27 protein-coding genes are annotated in these 23,755 nt (G+C 65.9%); all 27 read right to left on the bottom strand.

Annotation, left to right across the window (positions count from 1 at the left end; genetic code table 11):
* Positions 1-13: 13 nt before the first annotated feature.
* A complete protein-coding gene (locus ACSHT2_RS02760) occupies positions 14-841 on the bottom strand; it encodes a hypothetical protein (RefSeq protein WP_440640283.1) in 828 nt (275 codons plus the stop codon).
* A 19-nt stretch (positions 842-860) separates the two neighbouring features.
* Positions 861-3,173 carry a hypothetical protein gene (locus tag ACSHT2_RS02755; RefSeq protein WP_440640282.1) on the bottom strand — a complete coding sequence of 771 codons (2,313 nt, stop codon included), beginning with the start codon at positions 3,171-3,173 and terminating at the stop codon, positions 861-863.
* Entirely contained in the window at positions 3,173-3,985 is an 813-nt protein-coding gene (locus ACSHT2_RS02750; RefSeq protein WP_440640281.1) for a hypothetical protein, read from the bottom strand. Before ACSHT2_RS02750 ends, ACSHT2_RS02755 begins: the two co-directional genes overlap by 1 nt.
* Positions 3,985-5,976, bottom strand: coding sequence for a phage tail tape measure protein (locus ACSHT2_RS02745; RefSeq protein WP_440640280.1), 1,992 nt, complete (start codon positions 5,974-5,976; stop codon positions 3,985-3,987). The genes ACSHT2_RS02750 and ACSHT2_RS02745 overlap by 1 nt, the downstream gene beginning before the upstream one ends.
* A gap of 1 nt (position 5,977) precedes the next feature.
* Positions 5,978-6,175, bottom strand: a complete 198-nt coding sequence (locus ACSHT2_RS02740; RefSeq protein WP_440640279.1) for a hypothetical protein — start codon at positions 6,173-6,175, stop codon at positions 5,978-5,980.
* Between the two features lie 89 nt (positions 6,176-6,264).
* A complete protein-coding gene (locus tag ACSHT2_RS02735) occupies positions 6,265-6,627 on the bottom strand; it encodes a hypothetical protein (protein WP_440640278.1) in 363 nt (120 codons plus the stop codon).
* An 11-nt stretch (positions 6,628-6,638) separates the two neighbouring features.
* Positions 6,639-7,310 carry a phage tail tube protein gene (locus tag ACSHT2_RS02730; protein ID WP_440640277.1) on the bottom strand — a complete coding sequence of 224 codons (672 nt, stop codon included), beginning with the start codon at positions 7,308-7,310 and terminating at the stop codon, positions 6,639-6,641.
* A gap of 39 nt (positions 7,311-7,349) precedes the next feature.
* A complete protein-coding gene (locus ACSHT2_RS02725) occupies positions 7,350-7,814 on the bottom strand; it encodes a hypothetical protein (RefSeq protein WP_440640276.1) in 465 nt (154 codons plus the stop codon).
* Positions 7,814-8,581, bottom strand: a complete 768-nt coding sequence (locus tag ACSHT2_RS02720) for a hypothetical protein (protein ID WP_440640275.1) — start codon at positions 8,579-8,581, stop codon at positions 7,814-7,816. Before ACSHT2_RS02720 ends, ACSHT2_RS02725 begins: the two co-directional genes overlap by 1 nt.
* Positions 8,581-8,907, bottom strand: coding sequence for a head-tail joining protein (locus ACSHT2_RS02715; RefSeq protein ID WP_440640274.1), 327 nt, complete (start codon positions 8,905-8,907; stop codon positions 8,581-8,583). Before ACSHT2_RS02715 ends, ACSHT2_RS02720 begins: the two co-directional genes overlap by 1 nt.
* Before the next feature lie 9 nt (positions 8,908-8,916).
* Entirely contained in the window at positions 8,917-9,357 is a 441-nt protein-coding gene (locus ACSHT2_RS02710; protein ID WP_440640273.1) for a hypothetical protein, read from the bottom strand.
* Positions 9,358-9,462: 105 nt separating this feature from the next.
* On the bottom strand, positions 9,463-10,386 hold the full coding sequence (locus ACSHT2_RS02705) for a Mu-like prophage major head subunit gpT family protein (protein WP_440640272.1): 924 nt from the start codon (positions 10,384-10,386) through the stop codon (positions 9,463-9,465).
* A gap of 78 nt (positions 10,387-10,464) precedes the next feature.
* The gene (locus ACSHT2_RS02700; RefSeq protein ID WP_440640271.1) at positions 10,465-11,235 is read right to left on the bottom strand and encodes a hypothetical protein; all 771 of its coding nucleotides are present in this window, start codon (positions 11,233-11,235) and stop codon (positions 10,465-10,467) included.
* 92 nt (positions 11,236-11,327) lie between these two features.
* Complete coding sequence (locus tag ACSHT2_RS02695; RefSeq protein ID WP_440640270.1) at positions 11,328-12,809, bottom strand: S49 family peptidase; 1,482 nt, start codon at positions 12,807-12,809, stop codon at positions 11,328-11,330.
* Positions 12,806-14,452, bottom strand: coding sequence for a phage portal protein (locus tag ACSHT2_RS02690; RefSeq protein ID WP_440640269.1), 1,647 nt, complete (start codon positions 14,450-14,452; stop codon positions 12,806-12,808). The genes ACSHT2_RS02695 and ACSHT2_RS02690 overlap by 4 nt, the downstream gene beginning before the upstream one ends.
* Positions 14,453-14,455: 3 nt before the next feature.
* Positions 14,456-14,698, bottom strand: a complete 243-nt coding sequence (locus ACSHT2_RS02685) for a DUF6148 family protein (RefSeq protein WP_440640268.1) — start codon at positions 14,696-14,698, stop codon at positions 14,456-14,458.
* A 7-nt stretch (positions 14,699-14,705) separates the two neighbouring features.
* Positions 14,706-16,655, bottom strand: a complete 1,950-nt coding sequence (locus ACSHT2_RS02680; RefSeq protein WP_440640267.1) for a phage terminase large subunit family protein — start codon at positions 16,653-16,655, stop codon at positions 14,706-14,708.
* A complete protein-coding gene (locus ACSHT2_RS02675; RefSeq protein WP_440640266.1) occupies positions 16,652-17,269 on the bottom strand; it encodes a hypothetical protein in 618 nt (205 codons plus the stop codon). Before ACSHT2_RS02675 ends, ACSHT2_RS02680 begins: the two co-directional genes overlap by 4 nt.
* Positions 17,270-17,678: 409 nt before the next feature.
* Complete coding sequence (nusG, locus tag ACSHT2_RS02670; protein ID WP_440640265.1) at positions 17,679-18,362, bottom strand: transcription termination/antitermination protein NusG; 684 nt, start codon at positions 18,360-18,362, stop codon at positions 17,679-17,681.
* On the bottom strand, positions 18,359-19,567 hold the full coding sequence (locus ACSHT2_RS02665; protein WP_440640264.1) for a hypothetical protein: 1,209 nt from the start codon (positions 19,565-19,567) through the stop codon (positions 18,359-18,361). Before ACSHT2_RS02665 ends, nusG begins: the two co-directional genes overlap by 4 nt.
* A gap of 70 nt (positions 19,568-19,637) precedes the next feature.
* Positions 19,638-19,916, bottom strand: a complete 279-nt coding sequence (locus tag ACSHT2_RS02660) for an ABC transporter substrate-binding protein (RefSeq protein ID WP_440640263.1) — start codon at positions 19,914-19,916, stop codon at positions 19,638-19,640.
* Positions 19,909-20,355 carry a hypothetical protein gene (locus ACSHT2_RS02655; protein ID WP_440640262.1) on the bottom strand — a complete coding sequence of 149 codons (447 nt, stop codon included), beginning with the start codon at positions 20,353-20,355 and terminating at the stop codon, positions 19,909-19,911. Before ACSHT2_RS02655 ends, ACSHT2_RS02660 begins: the two co-directional genes overlap by 8 nt.
* Positions 20,352-20,858, bottom strand: a complete 507-nt coding sequence (locus tag ACSHT2_RS02650; RefSeq protein ID WP_440640261.1) for a hypothetical protein — start codon at positions 20,856-20,858, stop codon at positions 20,352-20,354. Before ACSHT2_RS02650 ends, ACSHT2_RS02655 begins: the two co-directional genes overlap by 4 nt.
* Positions 20,855-21,070 carry a cytochrome C gene (locus ACSHT2_RS02645; protein ID WP_440640260.1) on the bottom strand — a complete coding sequence of 72 codons (216 nt, stop codon included), beginning with the start codon at positions 21,068-21,070 and terminating at the stop codon, positions 20,855-20,857. Before ACSHT2_RS02645 ends, ACSHT2_RS02650 begins: the two co-directional genes overlap by 4 nt.
* Positions 21,067-22,950 carry a DNA cytosine methyltransferase gene (locus ACSHT2_RS02640; protein WP_440640259.1) on the bottom strand — a complete coding sequence of 628 codons (1,884 nt, stop codon included), beginning with the start codon at positions 22,948-22,950 and terminating at the stop codon, positions 21,067-21,069. Before ACSHT2_RS02640 ends, ACSHT2_RS02645 begins: the two co-directional genes overlap by 4 nt.
* The gene (locus tag ACSHT2_RS02635) at positions 22,947-23,252 is read right to left on the bottom strand and encodes a hypothetical protein (RefSeq protein ID WP_440640258.1); all 306 of its coding nucleotides are present in this window, start codon (positions 23,250-23,252) and stop codon (positions 22,947-22,949) included. Before ACSHT2_RS02635 ends, ACSHT2_RS02640 begins: the two co-directional genes overlap by 4 nt.
* Complete coding sequence (locus tag ACSHT2_RS02630) at positions 23,249-23,755, bottom strand: DUF7220 family protein (RefSeq protein WP_440643025.1); 507 nt, start codon at positions 23,753-23,755, stop codon at positions 23,249-23,251. The genes ACSHT2_RS02635 and ACSHT2_RS02630 overlap by 4 nt, the downstream gene beginning before the upstream one ends.

Raw genomic sequence — 23,755 nt, 5'->3', positions numbered from 1 at the left:
GAGAGCCGAAAGATCAGACCCAGCCGGTGCCGTCATCGAGCGGCAGCAGCTCGATCGAGCCGCCACTGGAATCGATGACGTACTTGGCCTGCCCCATGATGGTATCGGTCCCCATGGTGTGGACCCCGGATTGCGAGCCGCTGGTGTTGATCGCCGCACCGCCAGGCGTCTCCGACACGGTGAAGGTGTCGGCCGTCGGCACGGTCTTGACGTAATACTGCACGTCGGCCGCCAGGCCGGTCGGCAGCGCCCCGGTCGTCTCGAAGCTGATGGGATTGTCGACGGCGCGGCCGTGGGCGGCCTTGGTGAAGACGGCAGGCGCGGCGATCGTCACCGTGACAGTGCTCGGCCGCGACGGCACAATGGTGATGTTGTTGGTCGCCGCGTCGTATTTGCGGTCGACCGTTCGCCGCTTTTTCGTCGACGAGGCCGAGAGCGGATAGACGACCCGCGTCGCCTCCCCGACCGTCTTGTTGATCAGGATCACATCGGCGTCGTCGTCAGCGACGATTACAGTGCCAGGATCGACCACCTCGCGCTCGGTGGTTCCAGTCACCACAGTGTCAGAGCCTTGCGCCAAGCCGATGCCGACATAGCGCAGCGTCTTGCTGTCGGCCCCGTTCACGACCTCGATCTGATAGTAGCCGCCCGCGGCAAAGAAGCCGAAATCCCCGCTGGCATCCGTGGCGATCGGATTGCCCGCCGGCGTGGCGCCCTCGCGATCCGCATAAAGCGGCGCCAGGGGCAGCCCCGGAATTTCGACACGCACGGTCACGGTCGCGCCCGCAACCACGTTGCCCTCGTGGTCGGTGACGGTGCGGTCGAAGCGAGCCAGCGTCATGCATTTCCCCTTTCTTTTCTCATTCGACCTGCGTGCCGCGGATATCGCCGGCGCCGAGCGTCAGGCTGATGTAGCTGATGCCGTTGATGGCAGCGCCGGCCAGGCCACCAGCACCAGGTGAATAATTGTGAGGGCCATCACCATAGTGCCCCACTGCTCCCGGCAGACCCGGCCCACCGCCATTGCCGCCGGCGCCGCCGATGTGTCCAACTCCGCCGCTGCCGCCGGCGGTCGCGGTCCCCGATGCGCCGCCACTGGCTGCGGTGCCGCTGGTCGAATTTCCACCATCACCGGGATAGGTGCCAGCACCGCCACCGCCGCCACCAGCACCTGAGCCATTGTAGATCGGCGATGGCAGGCCACCGCCGCCTGCGCCGCCGCCACCACCCCAGATCTGGCCGCCGCTGGAGATGTCGAGATTGATCGCATGGCGCGTGAACAGCGCGGTGCCGCCCTGCACGCCAGGCTCGCCATTCGGCTCCGCATAGGTGCCTCCGCGCCCGCCGCGCCCGCCGGCGCCCTGCACGCGCCCCCTGACAATCAGAACGACGGTGACCCCGGCCGGCCAGGCGCCGACATCAAAAGCCGCCAGATAGACCGACGTCGATCCGATCGTGACGCCGGCATTGACGATGCAATTGACCACATCGCCTGCCTGCGCCGGCGGATAGATCGAATCGTGCGAGGTCCGAAGGTTCACGTTGAAATTGTTGGCATCGAAGATGACGTAGCGCGTGCCAGTGTCGACGGCCGGCGCGGTCCACAGCATCTCCTCGGCTTCGATCACAAACATATCCGGCCCAGGATTGAGCCGCGTCACCTGGATCGGAACGTCGCTTTCCGCTCCCGTGGCGTCCTGCACGCATTGAGCCTCGACGCGATAGCCGACACCGAGTTGCGCATCCGTTGCGGCGCGACGCTGCAGCTTGAGCTGCACCTGGCGCGGCGCATCGCGATAGCGGCCGAGCAGCACGGAGCCGAGGCGATCGGCAACAGAGCGCCCGGCCTGCGGAATCCAGCGCGACAGGATGGTCTTGATCGAGGCCGCGCCGTAGTCGGCCTCCGCATCCTCATCGACCGTAAGCGAAGTCGAGCGGTAGTTGTCGAGGTTCGACAGCGGCTTGGTCGGGTCGATCCGACCGAAATAGACCTGCACGCGCGACACCCGCTTGGATTCCTGCTCCTTGATGGCAAGCGACTTCTCGATGGTGTTGTCGGGAGTGAAGGTGTTCGCGTCGGTCGGCACGGCGCGCAGCACCTGCAAGCGCAGAAGATCCGCCTGCGCGTCATGCCACACTGCGAGCGCCGCCTGCTCGATCAGCTCGGCACAGAGCGTGGCAACCGAGGTCGGCTCGCAGATTGTCGCCGTATAGACGTTCCCGAGGTGCGTTGACGTCTCGTCCTGCCAAACCGGCAAAGGAATATGGCTTGCATCGATCCCGGCCGCATTGATCAGAAGATCGGCCAGGATGTCGGCAGCGTCCATCGACGCGAAGTGCTTGACGACCTGGACCCGGTCCTGCGCGCGATGCGTCGCCGCGGTGGTTCCAAGCGCGCCGCGCGCGCTGAATGTCAGCGTGTCGCCGACACGGGTGAACTGCACGATCTCATTGCCACCGATGCAGAGATAGTCTGTTCCGCCCGTTGGGTATTCGGCATCACCAATGCCGGACGGCAGCAGCGTCGCCGTGGTTGCAGACGCCGATATGTCGTTTGCCAGAAAGCCGTTCGAGAGCTGCGGGCACTGCGCCCGGTCGCCATCCGCGAGCTTCAGCAGATCCTTGGCGACGATGGTGAACTTGCCGTCAGGGGTCGGACCGTTGAAGCTTTCGATGATGTAATTCCAGGTCTCCATGTCGGCCAGCGCCTCGCCGACCACCCCATTGATCCAGCGCAAGGCCCGGCCGCGCAGGAACGGCTGGCGCGCGCGAAACTTGCCCCAATAGGTGCCTTGCGAATACGGATCATAGCCGCGCTCTTTCCGGTATTTGTCGTAACCCTGCCCGGTGTCGGAATGACGATGGTCCTGGAAGGTCACCGTCAGAGAGGCGCGCTGGCCGAGATCCGTGCCGAGCGAGACCGTCGCCGGCGAGAAGTCCACCGACACGATCGACGGAATGCAGTCGATCTCGCGCGGCAGATAGTCGGCCGGCTTGGCAAAGCGCAGCGTCACCTCGGACTCGGTGAAATTGGCGCGATCCTGGCAGGTCTTGATCGAGTTGAAGCACTTCGCGGACCCTGTCGCAGGGATCGACGCCGTGCACGGCGCGACGCCATACGTCAGCGCGCAGAACGGAATGTCGATCTCGATATAGGTCACGGCCTGCGTCATCAGACGATCCCGCTCACCTTGAGATCGAACGCGATGCGGTTGGACGGGCCGACCGGCACCGGCATCGGGTCATCGATCGTCCAGCAATAGCCGATCTCGTAAGGGTAGCTTTCTGGCCGCCAGCCGAAGAAGAACGGCGTCTCGGCCGCAACGGCGAGAAATTCATCACCGCCGTGGTCGCGATACCAGGCTGGCGAGAGCAGCGAGAGCGGGATCGTGGTCTCGCGCCAGGCCCCTAACACGATGCGTCCGAGGAAATTGCCACGCTCGCTGCGGCCGTTCTGCACGTTGATCTTGCGCGCCTGCGCCAGCGGCGTGTGGCCGACATAGATCTTGCGCTCGAGCACAAGCAGCTTGCCGACGTAGACCACAGCCGCGCGCGGCAGCTTCCCGGTGCCGGCATCCATCCGGATGACGACCTCGGCCAGCGACTGCGCCGTGAAGCGGAACAACGCCGGGCTGTCGTCGGCAAGCAGCACCTCCTGCACCAGCACGTTGCCGTCGCCGTCCTCGATCCGGACCGGGATCTGCGCGCTGCCGAAATTGTGCCGGGCGATGCCGACATAGTCGATCTCGTCGACATAGCCGGTGGTGACAGTGAGATATTGCAGGCCGTCGGCATCCGACCGCCACTCCTCGTGCGTCGCCGGGTTGGCAAGGTTCGTCGCCGGGAAGTCCGGGTCCTCATTGTCAGCGACGATGTTCGCCGTGGTCACAATGTTGTGCCAGCCGATCACGGGATGATCGAGCGTGACCGGAAACTCCGGCGTGGAGTCGGTGAGGACGAAGTTTTGCGAGATGACGAGCGACATCAGGCCGGCACCACGTTAAGGCGGTAGCCATCGGCCACCATATCGTTGAGCCCGTCGATCAGGCTACGAAGCGCATCACGCGTTGTCGCAATCGGAACAGCCACATTGACGATAGCGGGGGAGCCACCGTTACCCTGACGTTGACCAAGCCCACCACCGCGGTTCGGAGTGATGTCGATTTGCTCGCCCGGCTCAACCATGGCCTGGAACAGCCGACTATCGCCGCCGCCGACGCCGCCCGGAACGGTCATCGACAGACCATCCTTGAAACCCGTCGGCACCGACTGACTCTTGATTTGCGCAACGAGCGTGGCGCCTTTGGCGAGCACGGCGGCCACGGCAGCGATATTGGCCGGGAACGGCAGCTCGAGCGCCTTGGCGGCGCCGGTAAACATAGAGATGGTCGCCTGGATGGCGCCGAAGATCTGAGCTGCCTTCGCCATGCCCGCGCTTTCCTCGCCGAACGAGGCGGCGATGGTGGCGAAGCTGCCGGCCATCGAGGCGCCGGCGATATTCCAGGCTGCGCCGGACCGCTCGGCGGCGCCCTGCATGGCCTGCTCATACGTCCCAGCGCTGATCTTGCCGGCATCAAACAGCGACTGGATCTTGGTCAACTCCTGCGCATAGAGCTGCGTCGGCGTAAGATTTTGCTGCGCCAACTGGAGCCCGGCCAGCGTCAGAGCGTAATCGGACGTCTTCTGCTTCAGAAGATCGAGCTGCGCCTGCTGCGCGACCGTGATTGTGGTGTGGTTGGCGGTCGCGATCGACAGCGCCTGCAGCTGGATCTTGGTCGCCTCCATGGCGCCTGGCAGCATGCCAAATGTCTGGATCTGCGCGGACTGTGACTGCAGGGACTTGTTCTGAGAGTCGATAAAGCTGTCGACTGCGTTCTTGCCGCCGAGCGTCGAGAAGTTGAAATCCTTCTGAGCCTTCGACGCCTTATCCGTCGATGCCGCCGCGGCATCGGCACCCGCCTGCTGACCCTTCCACAGCCGATCGATGATGCCGAAGGTCGCGGTCGCGGTCTCGCCGACGCCGGTGACGCCGCCCTTGACCGCATCGAATGCCGCCGTGAATTCGCCTTTCAAGACGAGCGACATCGCCGAGGACACCGTCGAGATATAGTCGGCGAGCGACTTGAACACGGCGCCAACGATCACACCGCCCGACACCAGCGCCTTCATCGCCGTCGACACGCCGGTCAGGGCGGCACTCAGGAAGCCGGAATTCTTGGCGCTTTCGACCAGCGCATTGGTGATCGCAACCATGGACGGCAGAACCTGCGCGGTCGATTGCGCGATCAAGCCTTTCCAGACGGCATGCAGGCGAGTCAGGTTGTCGTTAAAGTCTTCCGCCGCCTTGCCGGTCGGGCCATCGACGATCAGGCCGAACCGCGCGGCCTCGTCGCTCATCTCCTTGAGACCGTCGCGGCCACCATTGAGCAGAGGGATCAGATCGGCACCCGTCTTGCCGAAGATCGCCATAGCCGCCGCGGTCTTGCCGGAACCATCCTTCAATCCCTCGAACCTGTCGGCGACGTCGCCAAGCACCACATCGGAGGATTTCAGCTGGCCATTGGAATCAAGAACGGAGATGCCGAGAGCACGAAAGGCGTTGGCGGCATCGCCGGTCGGCTTCGCCGCGGCGTCGACCAGGTTCTTTGACAGCTTCGCCGCCGACTTGCTGAGAGCCTCGAACGACACGTCCGACAGCTCGCCGGCATAGGCCAGCGCCGACAATTGCTCGATCGGAACGCCAAGTTTCGCCGACGCCTTGGACAGCTTGTCCATGTCGTCGATCGTGCTTTTCATGGCAACGCCGATCGCCACGCCGGCAGCGGCGACGGCCGCAGCCGCCGCAGCCATGCCGGCTGCGACCGTCGTGCCGAACGCAGCCAGCCCGACCCGCGAGTCCTTGAGACCCTTGTCGAGCCCGGCCGTGTCCGCGCCGAGGATCACCCTGAGTGCTCCGATGACGGAAGCGCTAGCCATGCTAGTTTTTCCTCATAACCTTTGCCGCCTCAGCAATGGCGCCGAAGACGGCCCATTGCTGCTCGGCGGTTTGCCGCGGTCGCGACGCCTGGCCCTCGCGCGCCAGGAGCTTCTTGAAGCTTGGCCGTTTCTGCCGAGGCAGGAACGCGATCTGCCAGGCGAGCAGCATCCGTTCATTGTGCTCGCGGCGCTGGCGCATCCGGGCCGCCTCGAACGTCAGCTCGAGCGTCCTTGGCGTTTGGTCCCAGAAGGACTCGTGCGTATAGCCGAGCGCAAGCCAGTCCGTGATCAGGCGGTCCCAGTCCCACTCCGGCGCCGCCGCCGCGGAGGGCGCGCCGTGCCCTTGGCAGCCTCCGGCGGGTTGGCGATGCCGAACGCCTTCAGCAGCAGCATGGAGACTTCCTCGGACCCCACCTCGTCGATCAGGTCGCCGACCTCCTCCTCCGTCAGCTTGTGATGCTGATAAAGGCCGGCCCACATGATGATGATGGCGTCGCGCTCGCGCCACTCCTCCTCCGGACGCTTCATCAGCGACGTCCAGGAGACCCCGGTCTTACCTTCGACGAGCGCCCTTGCATTCGTGCCAAGGCGCATCGTGAAGGTCTTGCCGAGCGCCTCGAACGACACCTCGCCCTTTTGGGGATTTGCCATGCTCGCTCCCCTTAAGCCGCCGTCACGGCGGCGCTGGTCGCGGTCGCGCTGCCCGCCGAGTTGACGCCGGTGACCGCAACCGTGATGGCGTCACCGCTGTCGCCGACGGTGATGACATAGGTCTTGCTGGTGGCACCGGCGATGTTCACTCCGGCATTCTTCCACTGATAGGCGAACGAGGTCGGCTCGTCATTCCAGACGCCTTCATAGGCGGTCAGCGTCGCGCCCTCGGTGAGCGCACCCGAGATCGCGGGGAGCACATCGTTGCTCGGCGCGGTCGCCGCGTGGCGCTCCGGCACGCCCGTGACCTTCCAGGTCACGGACATCACCATCTTGTCGTCGATCGGAGTGTCCGGTTCCATGGCGGTGATGAAGGCATTGTAATCGACATACGCGCCGCTCGGAAACACGTTGCGGCACTCCTGCGTGGTGCGCAGGAACGAATAGAGCTGCGCCTCCGCAGCGCCGGTCGGTACGTAGTGGATGTCGGCCGAGACCTCGCCGGCATCGGCAAGACCGGGAATGAACTCGCGCGTTCCGTCCGGGCTTTGCTCGTGACTCGCATCGATCGAGTCTACCGACATGCCAGGAGGCGTCACGTTGGCCTGCTCGCCGATCGTTGTGTAGACGCCCGCAATCTTCACCTTGAAAAGCGAGCCGTAACCAATGCCTGCAACCGTCATGTCAGTCTCTCCTTCGGTTTTCCAAAATACGAATTTCCATCAGGCCACCGCAGTCGGCGCGCCCTCGACGGTCCGGTAGGTGACGAGATACTCGACACGCACCCCGCCGATGTGACGATCGCCGTCGGCTTCCGCCACCATCTCGGTCGCAGTGAGCTGGACGTTCTGAGCCAGGCCGCCGAGGAAAACGGCGGTGCCGTAGTTGATCAGCGCCGCGATGCCGGCCTCGATTTCTGCGGTGATTTGGTCGAGCAGATCATCCGGAGGGGTGGCCGTCGAAACCCGGCCCTCGACATGCAATGTGCAGCGCCGCTCGATCTTCGGCGGGCGGCCGAGCACGGCGCGCTGCGATGTCTCTGCACGCGTGTACACCAGCAGCGTCGGATCGTGACCGGGCTTGAGCGGCCGCGTGCGGCCGGCATAGACACGCTCTGCCGTCGACGGCAGTCCGGTCAGCCCGGCCACGATGGCGTCGCGGATCTGCTTTCGCACATGGTCAGGCATCACGCCGCCCTTTTCAGTTTGGAGCCGACGAAGCGGTCCCAGCCCTCGCGCGCGCGCGGCACCAGCTTTTGCTGGAACACGGCCTGCGCGCGCTCATAGAACGGAAACCGCTTCTGATAGCGCGGCGGCTTCACGAACATGATCACCGGGACCATCTCGCGCAGATCCGCACGGTAATAGATGCCTGGCGCCACGTTGCGACCGGCCCGGCCGCCTGCGCCAGGCCGCAGCACGAAATAGCGGCCGACGTTCTTCTTTTTCGCACGCGCCCGCGATTTCGCGGTCTGGTTGGCCTTGTAGCCGGAGGACTGCTCGGCGGCGCCGAGCTGCGACAAAATGCGCGTGATGGTGCCGCCCGAAATATTCCCCGAGGAATCCAGTTTCGCGCCACTGCCGGGAACGGCGAATTCGCTCTGCGCCATGATCCCGGAACGGATCAGCGCCCGCTCGAACGATTTGTGGACGCGCGCACCGCCCTCGACCTGCGGGCCGAGATAGCGCCAGGCCGGCACAGAGCCGAAGCCGTCCTTGAAGTAGACCTCGGCGACGAGATCCGTCTTCGTCGCCGGCTTCACATACAGCGCATTGAGCGTGAAGCGGGTCGGGCGATCGAACACCGCTTTCATGGTGTCGACCTCCTCGGCCTTGATGTCCTGCGCCGTCTTGGTCAGCGCATAGGCCGTGACGATCGGTGCGTCTCGCTCGGCAAGATTGCGCAGCGCCTTGATCACATCCGACGTTTCGACCCGGTAGCGGACAGCGACCATCAGGAGGATGCCCCCAACCGCAGCAGCGCCATGCCCTGCCCGTCCGGCTCGATCGCGACCACCTCGAAGCTGCCCACGCCGGCAACGGCCAGCCGATCGCCGGCATCGCCATCCGCGGCCGCCGGCAGGTCCACCTCCCGGCAGAAGAAGGTCGGGCGCGCGTCGATCGAGGCCACCTGGTTGAGCTCGGTGCTGATCGACGGGCGATCGAAGATCCCCGCGAACGGATTGCTGGCGACGCCGCCGGCCGGCGTGTAGACGCCCTCCGCGCCGAATTCATCGGCATTGAGGAACACGGCGAGGTCGGCGGCGGTCTCGATCGGCATGGCGGCGGACTACTTCGCGGCGTCGAGCGAGGCGATATAGGCCTCGACGGTCGGGAATTGCGTGCGCAGATCCTCCGACGCGGCATAGGCCTTGCCGGCCTCGGTGACGAACTTCTCGCGCGCACGCAGCTTCGCCTGCTCAGCCGCCGCCGCATCGCGCACCCTGGCCTGCTCGACAGCGGCGGCGCGCGCAGCCTCGCGCTTCGCGTCGTCATCGGCGCGCAGATCGATCACGTGATCGCGCGCATGCTTCGGAATTTCCTTGAGTCCGATGATCTCGCCGGACTTGAAGGTCAACACCTGCAACGCCTCGACCAGCGTCGCGTCCTTCGCCATGGTCTTGATGACGCGCACCGCATGCTTGCGGGCCGCGAGCTGATCCGGCTGGAGCACGAGCTGCTCGCCGGTTCCTACCTGCACGGGTTTTCCAACGATCTGAAACGGACGCATGTTCGACCTCCTCGATTTGATGCGATGCCTCTACCCTATGCACGCAAAAGGCCCGCGCAGCGGATGCCGCGCGGGCCTCTCTGACGTCCCTTCGCCTGCCCCAAATCAGGTGAAGGTGGTCAGAACCGAATGCTGCCAGAAGCCGTATCCGACGTTGCCGGCCCAATCGACGCCGTACCAGTGCTTCTTTTCCTTGAACTCCAGCTCGGAGCCCTCGGCGATGGCCGCGACGTTGAGCGGCACCTCCTCCTGCAGGATGAAGGGCTTGGTCTCCGCATCGGTGCGGTTGACGTAGAACTCGGTCGCGTCGGAGAGGCGCGCGTTCGGCACCACATTGATCTTGAAATCCGACATGTTCGTCAGGATGTTGGCCGCACCCTGATCCAGCGTCGGCAAGGTCACTGCCGAGACCGCGACAGCCCACAGCGCCACCGGCACCACGACGTCGAATTCGCGCGCGTCCTCGTTCATCGGCTCGCCCTGGTCATCCCTGAAGCCGAGGATGGCCTGGATGGCTTTGAGGATCGCATCACGCATCTCCGCAACGGTCGGCGTGGTAGCGGTCGCCGCAGCGAAGGTCAGGTCGTTGTCCTGCGCGCCGGAGTCGCCTTCGGCGTGGTCGGTGTCGTAGAAATACTGACCATCGTAGCAGGCCGCCGACTTGCCGTTGATCATCAGCGTGGTCAGCAGCGAGGCCGGATGCGTCAGCGTGCGGCGCGACAACTCGGCGATCCGCACCTTGATCTGGCCCCACTTCTCCCGGCGCAGATCCTTGGTCAGGATCTCGAGGGTGGCCTCGAAATCCTTGTTCGTGATCTGGAAGGACTGCTCGCGCAGGCCCTTGGGCTGGCGGCCGCCGATCCATTCGCGCATCTTCGGCGCCATGCCGAGCCAGGCATAGGTCTCGATTTCCTGACTGGAGTCCATCCGCATCGCATAGCGATCGACGAAGGACGCCGCGCCGGCGGCAAGCCGCATGTACATCTCGCCGATGACGGTGCGGCTGGTGATGAGTTTCTCAACGCCCATAGTTGCAGGCTCTTTCTGCCGGGCTCAACGGCGCCGGCTGCTGGAAGGTTGGAAGGAAGATGGAACGAGGCGCGCGCGTTACGCTTCGCGCGCCCAGGTGCCACGCAGGCGCTGCACCGAGTAGCCGTCGGCGTCGTTGCCGCCGAGGATGGCGAAGTCGCCGCGCCGAGCCGTCGCCTTGGTGTTGATGAGATCCTTGTTATCGGCGCCGGTGATGTTCGGACCGAGGATCATGTCAGCAGCGTTCGGGCTCACAGTCACCGCGACCGTGCCGAACGCGCCGCCATTGACCAGGACGCAGCCGTCGAGGCCGGTCGCGACCGCCGGCAGGGTGACGACCTGAGCATCGGTATCGACCCAGAACAGCTTGCCGGAATCTTCGGCGTCGAGCGTCTTGTCGGCGCTGATGGTCTCGCGCACCGAGTAATCGCGCCAGGGATCGTGCATCCGAGAGACATCGAAATCGACAAGGACAACGCCGGCCGAGATGAAGCGGCTGACGAAGCCGACGAAGCTGCCGCCGACAGGCGAGAACACGAAGGTGTCGTCGTCGGTGGCATAGACGGGCTGGCGGACGTCGGTGATGACGGCGCCGGCGACGCTCAGCACCACCTTGCCGGCATCCATGACGCGGATTCCCTTCGCCGCCGCGGCGCCGGCCGAGTTGTCGCAGCGCTTTTCGGCAAAGCCGACGAAGCGGTCGCCACCGACCAGCGGACGGGCATGGCCGGAGGCGTCGACCAGGCCGACAGCGGCATGGGCGAAGATGATGTCGGCGGCGACGACAGGATATTCCTGGATCTCGCCGATCTCGAAGGTGCGGAGCGCGTCCGCGGCAAGCGTGGTCATGTGGCAAAGCCCTTTCGCGTCGCGCCTCCATGGGCGGCCGCAGTTGGAAGGTTGGGACTGGTACTGTTCGGATTACCGGAACGCGCGGCCGGTCAGGCCGTGTTGCGCTCGAGCCGCTTGATGCGGCCGGAGGCGACGCCGCCCTGATACGCGGCATAGGCGTCGGCGCTGTCGAATTCGGCCTGCAGCGCCTTGCTGCCGGCCCACTCGGCCTTCCAGCCGTCAGCATCGGCCGCCGGCGGAACGACCGCCGCCAGCTGCGTCGTCGCCGATGGCTTGACCGCAGCCGTGGTCTGCTCGACGTCGACGATAGCCTGCAGGCGCTGGCCCTTGGCTTCCTTCTGCGCGTTGAGAATGCGCAGCGCAGCGGCTTCCGGCGAGGTCTTGCCATCGGCCTGCATCTCGGCAACCAGCGCCGCATTGCCGGCGTCGGCGAGCGCCGCAATGCCGAGGATGCGGGAGCGCTCGGCCGTGGCGGACGCGGTCTCGATCGACGTGACGAGATCCGGGAAAGCCGCGCGCAGCTCGGCGGACGTGGTCGGCTTGTCGTTGCCCGCAACATCAGCGGCGGGCGCGCCCGTGGTGGTGTTCATGCGTTGACCTTTCATGGTTGTGGACGTTGGCGCGCGGCCCGAGCTGCCGCGAGAGAGATCCGCAAGCACCTCTTCGAAGGTGCCGACGGAGTCGGCCAGGCCCGCCGCAACGGCAGCCTCGCCCTTGAGCACACGCGCCTCGGTTGCGCGGATGCGTTGCTCGGTCAGACCGCTGCGGCCAGCCGCCACGGTCGACACGAATTGCTGATAGAAGTCGTCGACCTCCTGCTGCCATTCGGCGCGGACGCTGTCGGGCAGCGCCTCATAGGGATTACCGTCGACCTTGTGGGCGCCTGCAAAGATCAGGGTCGGCTTGATTCCCTCTTCCTGCAGGTACTTCGAGAAATCGAGATGCATCATCACGACGCCGATCGAGCCGGCGAGCCCGGTCGGCGGCACCACGATGCGCGAGGCGCCGGAAGCGATAGCGTAGGCCGCCGAGGCCGCCATGCCGTTCGGCACAGCCACAACGGTCTTGAGCTTCGCCGCATCGCGGACGGCCGCCGCCGCCTCGAACGCACCGACCGCCTCGCCGCCAGGACTCTCAATGTCGAGGATGATTGCCCTGGTGTTGGGATCGCGGGCGGCCGCTGCCATCTGCACCTTGAATCCCTCGTAGGAGACCAGGCCGCTCGACGCACCGACCCAGGCGCCGCGGTTCACGAATTCGCCGACCAGGGTGATGATGCCGACGCCATCCTGCGTGCGGCGGAACGGTTGCGGCCGCCCGCTGTCATCAAGCGCAGTCTGGCCGTAGAAGCGGCTGGCGCGGCCGCGATGCACCTCGGCGCCGGCCTCGGTTTGGGTCGGGCGGAACAGCTCAACGGACGAGCCGGAGTCGTCATTCATCGCAGCCGACCGCGGACCGGCGCCGACGCGCGACATCAGAAAGGCGCTGATGGTCTCGGCCGCCGCCGGCGCGAGCAGCAGCGGCCGGTTGTAGAACTGCGCCGCGATGCGATGATACGGGATCTCGGTCATGCCATGGCCCTTTGCTTGGTTTCGCCGTCGGCGCCGTCCTCGGCGCCGTCCTCGGCCGCATCGTCGTCGGCCGGATCATCTTCGGAGCCCTGCGCCGGCGACGGTGCGGCCGCACCAGGCTGCGCAGCGAGCAGCCCGCCCTCGCGCCGGAGCCGCTGCTCCTTGACGCGCTGCGCGTGCTTCTTTTCGAACTCGCCGCCGGTGCGCTCCATGCAGACCTGCTCGATGGTCTTGAAGCCGGCCTCGACGTCCTGCTTGTCGGCGTCGGATTCCTGCTTCGGCATCAGGCTGGCGCGCTGCGGGCCGATCCATTCGGCGCCGAGATAGGCCTCGCGGATCAAGGGATCGTCGAAATAGCCGGGCCGGTCGAGCCGGCCGGACGCAACCGCCTCGTCCATCATCCAGCCGTAGACCTCGGCGTAAAAGTTGCGGGCGAGCCACCCGCGCTTTTTCCGAAAGAACTGCCAGGCCATCTCGAGCGCGGCACGCGAGGCCGAGTAAGATGCCGTGAAATGCTTGATCAGCAGCTCGAACGGCAGCTCGAGCGCGACGCCAATCTGACGGCAGAACGCCTGAAAGAACGGGTCAAACTTCTCGTTCGGCCGCGCTGGATTGGCGAAGGTGACGTCCTCGCCGGGATTGAGCGAGAGCAGCGCGCCGTTGCCGAGCTTCAGCTCGTTCTCCGCGAGCGCTGCATCCTTCTCGCCCACGATCGGGTCGGCGCTATCGTCGACGTCCGACTTGATGAAGCCGGTAAACATGGCCGAGACGACAGCCGCCGACACCTCCGCATCCGCATAGTCCGACAGTTGCTTAAGATGCTCGATCACGGGCGCAAGGTACGGAACGCCGCGCGACAATTCCGGCCGCAGACGATCATAGAGGTGGATCACCGTGCGCAGGCCCGTCCCGCTCCGTGCCGGCACCTCGGTCCAGTTGAGCTGGCCGGGCCGTACCAGGGCGCCGGGATGGCGATCGGACACGTGATAGCCGATCGGCACGCCGTCGGTGCTGAAGTGCACACCGCCGGCAACCTCGTCGGTATCGGCGGCGCGGCCGGGATTGGAGACCCGGTCCGCCTCGATGACCAGGAGCTTGGTGCCGTAGGCATCGCCGGCATCCTTGCGGAAGCGCCGCACGATGAAGACGTCACCCGATTGCAGCGAGGCCCGGAAGGCCATCGGCGCCAGCTCGTCCATGTGCTGCACGCGGGTGAAATCCGCGGTCTTGCAGAACAGGCGCCACTCGCGCTCCTGCTCGCGCTCCATCTCGTCAGCGCGTTCGGGCGTGATGCCGAGCACGGAGACATCGATATTTGCCTGCAGCTGCAGGCCGTCGGCGGCGACATTCGTCGTCGCGGTCGCGATGGCCCCGGTCGCGAGCGGCGCATTGCGCTCGAGGTCGCGGGTCCGTGCGCGCAAATCCGGCAGATCCGGCAACGTGTCGGCATCGGCCGATGCGCCCTCCGGCCGCCAGAGCTTGGTCGGGCGGCGATCCTTGCGGCCGCCCTTGTAGCCGCCGGCGAGCGCCAGCATGGTCCGCGCGCGCAGGCGCTTGAGCCCGCGCTCCGGATCGATGGCGCCGATGACGCGATCGAGCAGCGTCGGCTGCACGGCCCTTGCGGTCTTTGAGACCTCACGCATGGATCAGCACCCCGGAACGATGTAGCGCGTGCGGCGGCGGCCGCCGGCAGCGGAACTTGTCAGCTTGCTCACCATGCGCTGCCAGTAGTCGATCTGCTGCTGGATCGCCCCGGCATCGGCGCGCTGCAGCTTGCGGCTGCCGTTGCCGGTGTCGATCTCATAGCTCTGGTTTGACGCGACCGCGATCGATGCGGCGAGCCATGCCTCGAGCTGCGCCTGCGCCTGCGCGAGCGTGATGCCTGCCATGGAGTCCTCAAATCCCTCTTGAGAGAACACGCCGTCCACGCGCCGGCTTCGGTCGTCCGACCAGGGCGGGCTTTGCGGCAATCTTGATCGGCTCCGGCGCGAACAGATCCGGCTCGGCGACGACGGGCGGCACGCCGCGCTCGCGCGCCAGGGCCGCCCACTGTTCCGGCGAGAGCCGCGACAGGCCGAGATATTCGGCCATCGCCATCGCATAGATCCGGCAGTCGAGCAGATGGTTCGGCCCGGTCTCCTGCCAGACCTTGACCGTGCGGCCGCGCACTGTCGTGGTCTTGAGATACTCGGCGGTCTGCTGCTTGAAGTAGCGCTCGTCGCAGCCCTGGTGATGGTGGCAATAGCCGTCCGGATCGACCTCGGCGCCGGCCTTGCGGCCGTCCTTCTGCAGGTTGGTGTAGAACGTCGCCTTGAGCGACCAGGTGCCAACCGGCCAGAGCGTGGCGCCCTTCTTGACCTTCTTGCCGGACAGCTTGACGTCGACCTGCACCGGCGTGCCGATCGCCGGCGCGGTCCAGCCCGACACGCCCTTGATGGCATAGGCCCGCGCCCGCGAGCGGCAGAACGCATAGACCTGGTTGGAGCGGCCGCCGTCGCCTGCGTCGATCGCCAGGCAATCGAGAATTCGGTGGCCTCCGAACGCGTCGGGAAACTGCCGTTCATAGAACGCGGCGAGCTTGGCGAAGGCACCGGCCTTGTGGTCGGTCGTCTCACCCTCAAAAAACTCGTGGTGGATCGACCAGGACTCGCCGTTGGAGGCGAGGGCGACGCTCTCGACCCAGATGCCGGAGTGCTGCACGTCGGCGCCGCCGACCAGGAGCAAGCCACGCGCCGGCACCACGCCGGCGGGATAATCCTCGCGCCGCTCGAGCAGGCGCTCATAATCCGGCGCATCGCCCTTCAATTCGAACGGCAGGCCGAGCGTCAGATTCCAGAACGTCTTCAGCTTGGTCGGATTGTCGCCGGCCTGCACGTACTCTTTCGCGATTTCGTCCCAAGGCACGAACGGCGAGGACAGCGCGTCGAAGTGGTAGCTCTTGAATTTGCCGGGACCCGGCGCGGTCGGCACCCAGCGGCCGGTCTCGTAGACGGCGAACTTTTGCCAGCCTTCGATGGGCGAGCCGCAGCACTGCGGGATATAGTGCGCGGCATAGGGCGGTTCCCTCTCAAACTTGAAGCTTTCGCCCCACTCGAAACGCAGACCATCGTCGCCGCAATGCGGGCAGGTCATAGTCCAGCGCCGCTTGTCGCCGGCCTCGTACTTCTGCTCGATTTTCGACGTGCCCTTGATCGTCGGCGTCGAGAAATAGGCGCGCTTCCACGTGCCTGACCGCAGGAACGAAATCTGCCGCGCCCGGATCATGTCGAGCGGGTCGCCCTGGTCGTTGAGATCGTCGGGATATTCGTCGATCTCGTCGCACAGCGCTTTCTTGATCGTCTTAGAGCGCAGGTCGGCGGTCGACGTCGCCAGAGACAGGATCAGCGAGCAGTCCGGATCGAACTTTTTCTCATAGGTCGTCGACGACTGGCCTGAGCGCGAGGTCTGCGGCTTCACCTTGCGGCGCATCAGCGGCGACAACTCGATCGCGCGGCCGAGCTTTTGCGAGTTGAAGTCGGTCAGGGCCGAGTCGGTCGGCTGCACCACCATCATGTCGCATGGATCGCGGTCGATCGAATGCAGCGCGACGACCTGCAGCAAGGTGGTGAACGCCGACTGCGCCGACTTCATCACGGCCAGCTCATTGTCCGGCTCGTCGGGACCGAGCGCGTCCATCGGCTCGACCAGATGCGGCGTGCGGCGCAGGTCGATCAGCTTTGCCTTGTGCTCGCCATCCGGCAGGTAGAAATGCTGCCCGGCCCATGCCGACGGCGGAATTGGCGCCGGTGGAGCGAACAGGCCGGCGAACAGTCCGGCAATCAGGGGAAGTGCGCGCGGGAAGCTCATTGCGGCTCAATCTCGGCGGCGGCGCGATCCTCGGCGGCGGCCAGGCGCATGTTCTGCTCGAGCTGCGCGCGAACCTCGCGCCCGATGCGCTTCAAGACCGACCGCGCCCCGCCGGCGCCATCCTTGGCGATGGCGGCGACCAGCTCGTCGGCAAAATTCGGCAGGGCTTCCAGCTCGCGGACGATCACGGCGCCGCACTTTTCCATCGAGGCGACGACGTCCTCGACCTTCAGCAGCTTGCCGCGCTTTTCCTCGAGCTCAAGCCGGGCTCGCTCGGCGCGGTAAACCTCGGTTTCGGTCCGCGCCTTGGTCAGCGCGGCGATGTTCTCGTGCTGCTCCGGACGCGCGGACGGCGCCGGAGAGATCGCACGCGGCGCAGGCGCGGCGCCCTCGACGTCGGCGAGGAGGTCGTCAGTCTCGGACGGGTCGAGCAGCACGCGCTCGCGGCCCTCGCCGAGCGCATGATCGGCCACCGCAGGGTTGATCAGACGCGCGCCATTCTCGCCCGGCACGATCGCCGAAGGCGGGATTTTGCCGTTGCCTATCAGTTTGGAGATGGCCTGGCGGGAAACGCCGCGATGCCGCGCGTATTCCGCCTGCGTCATGCCGTCCATGTGAACCGAAGTCCCTGCGGTCAACCGGGCGCGTCAACCGCCCCTGTCAACCATGTCAACCGTGTCAACCTAAGTTTGGGACCGCCGGGACTACCGAAACGCCGGGGTGCGAATTACCCGCGGGCGGCTCAGATCGCCAGAGGGACCCGCGACGGCCTCGAGACGAAAAAAAGGGCGAGGCCGATCGCTCGGCCCCGCCCCGTGAAGTCTAGGGAGGAAACGCCCAAGGAGGGCAGCGGCAACGCCAACCCAACGGAGCTGCCGCACACCCTAGACATGCAAAAGCCCGGCACGATGGCCGGGCTTGCTTCATGTGAAACGCACGCTTCGCGCGCCCTCCTGGAATCACCAGGAGCAGAGCATCAAGCGAGGTGCTTGACGTCGAACCGTTAGGCCGCGATGGCGATCCCTACACCGGCTCGACCTGCGTCTCGTCTAGATCCACCGAGACGCCGCCCATCAACGCAGCAATGAAAGCCTTGAGTCGGCCCTTGGAGTCAACACCACGTTTCACCTCGGCTTCAAACGCGAACAGCTGGCTGCGGCCATCGACGATGTAGACCCTATCGCCGGGCCGGTACTTGACCGGCCCCCTCTGCCCACGACCAACGCGCGTGCCGTTCTCGGCATTGACGATATCGCGGAGATGCACCATCCCGTCCACATCGAGAGTCGCAAACCGATAATCATCGCGCAGCACAACGCCGTTCGCGTTCGATGCCCTCGCCACCCGACCGCAGCCCGACACCGCAACTTTTACGTAATCGCCGAGGTCGCGGACATCGCCATGGCGCACCAGGGGATTGGACAGCTCAAAATCCGGAATAAAGATCAAGCCCGGAAGGAACGGCTTCTCCACCTTCTTTCCGAGATGCGGCTTTGCCGCGACCTTCCCTGTCCTTCGATCAATGTAGCGAACGACTGTCGGAGACCAAGCACAGACGTCCAGAAGGCGAAGCCGCGTGATCACGCGGGCATCCGTGCCAGGCATACACTGGCGAAGATACCAGCGCTGCGGGACCGGCACATCGAGACGACCGCGATCCAGCGCAACAGATCCAACGAACTCGCCCTTTGCATAGACCATGTTCATTCGTCTCCCCCTGCCTGTGATACTTCCGCGGCGGCCAGCTCGGGCCAGCCGCCGTCCTTGCGCGGCGGCCATGGGCCGGGCGCGTAAAAGCCGGTTTCTTCGCCTCGCTTTTCGAGCAGAGCTGGCCTGCCGCCGCGAACGTGCGCTGCCAGGAATGCCGTCCACGCGGCGATCTGCTGGCGATCGGTAATCCATCGCCAAGCCGCTTTCTCGGCCACAGCCGCGAAGGCGAGGAGCTGCGCGCTAACGCCGCCCGGATAGATCACCCTGCCATTGCTGACGAACGGTCGCGTCCTAGCGACCGCGTAGAGCGCAGTGATCGCCCGGCCCGCTTCGGAGGCTTCCTCAATCGGCCCCGACGACGGCGCCGCCGAGCCGTCGGGCCGGTATGGAAACTCCTCGAAGCCGCGATTGCGTATCCACAGATGAAAATTCGGATGCTTGTCGTACCCGGCCCTTGCACGAGCCGCCGCGAACAGCGGCACGGCTTGTCGGCAGTGGCGCTGCTTGTCCGCCGGAAGCTTGCGGAACTCGACCAGGGCGAGATCGCGTCGGTGCCCCTGTAGCTCACGTCCTGGCCATGCCGACCACGCCTCGGAGAAGCCATCCGGTTCACGTTCATCGTCAGCGCAACGCCCTTCCTCGCCCCCCTCGGGGGCTTTGGGGGATTCAGGTTCAGGTTCAGGTTCAGAGATTAGCTGGTCGCAAGTACTGCTAGGGCTAACCGAGTCCTGGCCGAGGGCCGGCCGAGGGCTAACCGTCGAATTTAGCCCTAGCTGGCTGCTAGGGCTAATCTCCGTTGTTTCCGCTGCATTTTCTTCACCGACGTGCGGCGCACGGCCCTGCGCCCTCGCTTCGATCAGATCCGGATCAGCATCGAACAGCAGCCGGATCTCGTCGGTGGTGCGCTTGCCCCGCCCATGGCCGTTACGCACGCCATTCTCATCGAGCCATTGCGGCTGCCGCGCGATGGCGCCGACCTGCTCGAGCCAGACAAGCCGGCGCCGCACAGTGTCGACCGACAACCCGTCGCAATCTTCGGCCAGCGTCGGAATGGCAGCGAATGCGACCCCGTCGCCGTCGACGTAGAGCGAGAGACTCCGCAACAGGATCGAGGCCTGCAGGTTGCGCAGCTTGAGATTTCTGGCCCATGCGTGCGCCTCGTCGGCGGCGATGCGGCGGGCGCGCCGTTTCGCGGTGGTCATGTGATGCTCTTAAGTTTTGGATTCAACTGGACGCGGTAAACAACAGAACGCTAGAGGGAACCGTCCCTGCCTACGGGCTATCGTGCTCGATCATCACATCGACGATCGCCTGCACCGAGAGACGCTCGAAAGCGCCGGTTTCGAGTGCCTTGGAGAGGCGCGGCCACCAGCGATCCGGGAAGCGCGCGCCGTTCACGGTGCGGCCGAAACTCACGACCTGATACTTTTCGAGCCCGTCGATCTCGCGATTGGCGACCTTGACGATCAACTTGCAGATCACCGTCGACAGCTTGAGCGCCAACGGACCGCCGGCGCCGAGCGTGCGCAGGACGATGCTGGTGTCAGCCATCGGACACCCCCACGCCAAACGGCCGCCCCACGGCCGCCGCAGCCGCCCTGGCGCGCTGGTCGAGCGCGGACCGGCCAGGAGCCGGGTCGCCGAACACGCCGCCCGTAAGGCCGCGCTCGGCGATGCGCAGGAGCAGCTCGGCCCGCTCGCGCAAGCCGTTGAGATCGACTGCGCGAAAGCCGCCATGCTCGTCCGGCAACGGGATCTGTGGCGCGGCAGGCCTTGCGCCGCCAGCCGGACGGACGGCATCGCAGACCCTGTTCTGGTGCCTGGCATCGTTGACCGCGAACAGCCTGGTGTAATAGCGAACCTCGCAGGCCTGCGGCGAGCGACCCATGCGCGGACCGATCTCGGCAAAGCGCAGCTTTTCCCGATCACGCAGGAACAGAAGATGATCCTCCTGCGCAGCATCCCAGCGCTGCTTCATCGGCGCATTCATGCCGCGCCCCTTTCGGTAAACAGCGGCGTGACGCCGAGACCAGCGCGCTCGCGATCGAGCGCCGCGGACGCTGCAGGATTGATCCAGAGCACCTCGGTCCGCTCGCGGGCGCCGTCGGCATAGGCCTTGAATTCGATACGGCGCCAATCCTCGAGCGCGGCGTCATAGAGCGCATGCGCGTAGCCCGACAGCACAACCATGCCCCTGAGGCCGCGCAGCGCGCCCAGCAGCCGGTTGTGGCCGGCGAGGTCCATCTCGTGCTTGTAGGCGGACTTGCCGCCCTTGAACATCGAACGGGTCTCATGGACGTAAGGCGGGTCGACGTAGTGCAGCGAGCGCTCGCCGTCATGGCGCTGGCTGCGCGGCTTGTGCAGGAGCACGCCGGCGCCGCCGCCGAACACTTCGGTATAGAGCCGATGCGTCGGCAGGTGCGGCAGGATCTGGCGCGACATCAGGAACTTCGCGCCATGCCAGCGGACCGGCGGTCTTGTGATCGCGTTCATGCCGGCACCTCGACCGCCTCGCACGCCGGAGTGTTTCCGCCCCGACGGATCAGCTCCGTGCCGCGGAACCATTCTTTCCAGTGCTGCGCGAAGCCGCGCTCGTCGGTTTCGTGGCGCGAGACGCAGATGATCTCGCAGCCGTCGCGCTCGCAGACCTTGCGCGACGAGTGGCCGTCGTCGGAACGGACCTTTTCGCTCCATTTGTGCTTCACTCGGCCGCCTCCAGGAATTTCGGCTCGGCGGCGCCGTCGTCCATGATGGCAAGGATATTCGCCTTCATCTGGCGGATCTCGACGGCGTTGCCGATCTGCTTGATCTGTTCGGTCTTGTTGCCAGCGAAGCGGTAATGCGGAGGGAAACTCATCGCGGCGGCGAGCTCATGCGGCACGAGCATCCGGAACAGGATGTCGGCCTCGCTGGTGTCGACATGGCCGGAGGGCAGCAGCAGAGCCTGGACCAAGTTGACGTGGCCCGTGGCCGTCACGGCCGGCGCCGGCTGGTCGAGGCCGTGCACGCGCGGCGCCTGCCCCTCACGCTCGCCGAACTGCGCGGTGATGAAGGCCAGCTCGCCTCGGTTTGCGCCGGTGACGGTCGGCAACGGCTCGGACGGCTCCCGCGCGCGATCGGACAGGTCGGCATGCGTCACTGGCGTCACGAACGCGAATTCGCCGCCCTTGGCCGTGGTCAGCGTCGGCATGGGATCGCCGAGATCGCGCGCGGCGTTGCCCCGCTGCGAATGCGTCACCGGCACCACCATGCCGAACCGCGCCTTTGCGGTTGCGGTCGGCAGCGGGTCATCGCCACTCCGCAGCGTCTCGCCGCTGCCGGAGCCGTAATAGGGCGAGATCAGCACATGAGAGTGTTTCGCGACCTGCGTCGGCGTCGGCTCCTCCACGCCGCGCGGCGCGCCACCGGCATGGCGCGACAGCATGAACGGCTCGACCAGCCCGATGCGCGCGATCGTCGTTGCGGTCGGCGCAGGCTCATCGACGGACTGCAGGTCGCGCCGGAAGCTTTGCTTGATGATCACGGGCTCGGCGACGCCGACATGCTGCCCGTTCGCGGCAAGCGTAGGCACCGGCTCGGCCATCGACCGCGCCACCACATTGTTGCGCAGCGTCACCACGATCGGCGACGACGGCCCCGGCCCGCCCCGCACCTCGCCGCTGCGGATATCCCGCAGCCATGCCGCATATTTGCGCACGCGCTTGCGGTTGCGCAGCCGGAGGTCGGCGCGCCTGGCATGGCGCCGAGCGAAGGCGAACCGCAGCGCATGCACCAGCGAGCGCTGCTGCTCGGCAATCAGCATCGCGATCAGTATCTCCGGCCAGCCGAATTTGACCGCGCCGGCAAGGATGCGCGCCAGCGTCTTGGGCGCGAGCGGCACCGGGCGCTTGAAGATGGACTTGCCCTTGATCGACCAGTCGATGATCTCGCGCGCAGCCCGCCACGGTGACAAGCCCGCGGCAGCCGCCCGGTCGCGCCGGGCATGCGTGGCAACGGGCAGCACCAAGGGCCGTCCATTGAACTTGAAGAAGCCGAAATAGCGCTGGCGCGTGGTCGCGGCGCCGCGGTTGGCGGAGTTGTAGAAATCCCACGCGATGCTGGTCGCACCGAGGCCGCGGATCGTGTCGATCCACTGCCTGTAATACTGCCCCTCGCGCTCTTTGATCGGCCGCCGGGTGACCGGATCGACCGGCCCCCATTTGACGTACTCGCGCACGTTCTCAATCAACATGGCGTCGACCTGCAGCTCGGTGATCCACGGGATCACATGCCAGGGGTCGCTGCGCTGCTGATCCGATGTCGGCTTGCCGCCGCGCGCGACCGAATGGTGCGTGCAGGTCGGCGAGGCCATCAGCAGATGCACGCGCCCGCCGGGCACGATCAGGTGCGGACGGACCTGGCTGATGTCGGCGCAGATATGCCGCGCGCGCGGGTGGTTGCGCTGGTGGGTTTCCAGCGCGACGCCCCAATGGTTGATGCAGATCAGGTCGATGTCATAGCCAAGCTCGGCCATGGCCTGCTCGGCGGCCTCGCTGCTGCCCCCGGCGCCGCAGAAGAGATCGACGACGACCTTGCGCTCTGTCACGCCCACCCCCGCCGAATGTCGGCTGCATCGCCGTGGATCGGGCAGCCGCAGCTCACGGCCGCAAAATGGGGATGCTTGCCGGGCGGGAGCTGGCAGTCGCAGACGAACGGCGCGACGTCGGCGATGCCGCCGACGAACAACGGATCAGGCGCGAGCACCGTATCGTTCCGCTCGTCGCGGCGCTGGCGCCAGGCGATGGCATAGCCGATCAAGAAGCCCGCGGAGGCGAAGCACGAGACCGCGACGATCGCTACGTTATGGCTGATGGTGATGGTCTGCGCGACCAGCGACGGATCAGTCATGACCGCACCTTGCGATTACGGTCGAGCGATTCCCCTTCCGCGACGATCAGCGCGCCCGCGCGCACCAAGTCGCGGCGAAATTCCCGCGGTTTCCACCAATCGGTCGACCAAGGCCAGAGCGCAGGCACGCCGGCAATCCCCTCGGAGCCGCCCCGCAAAGGCAACCTGCGCCAAGCGGCGTAACAGGCTCCGGCCTGCGCAAGCTCGCCGAGATCGTGCGCATCGTCGTGACGCGCATCCCAGCCCTCTTGCTCGATCTGCCGGAAGCGCTCCGCAATGACAGCCTGCATGAACGGCGACAACGGACGGCGGATATGCAGCGCCTCGAACACGCGGCGCAGCAGGTAAGACCTCGCGATCGAGATCACGGTCATGATCAGCGCAAACGACAGGTTTTGCCGGAATGTAATTCCGACGCCGAGCAGCGGCAGGAAATACATCTGCGCGCCGAGGCTGATGCCGAAGCCAACCGCGATATTGATGACGCTCTCGGCGAGAGACAT

The organism is Bradyrhizobium sp. PUT101 (genome assembly GCF_052043945.1).
Taxonomy (GTDB): Bacteria; Pseudomonadota; Alphaproteobacteria; order Rhizobiales; family Xanthobacteraceae; genus Bradyrhizobium.
The sequence above is the reverse complement of the archived record's forward strand: the minus strand, read 5'-3'. Positions and strand labels throughout refer to the sequence as shown.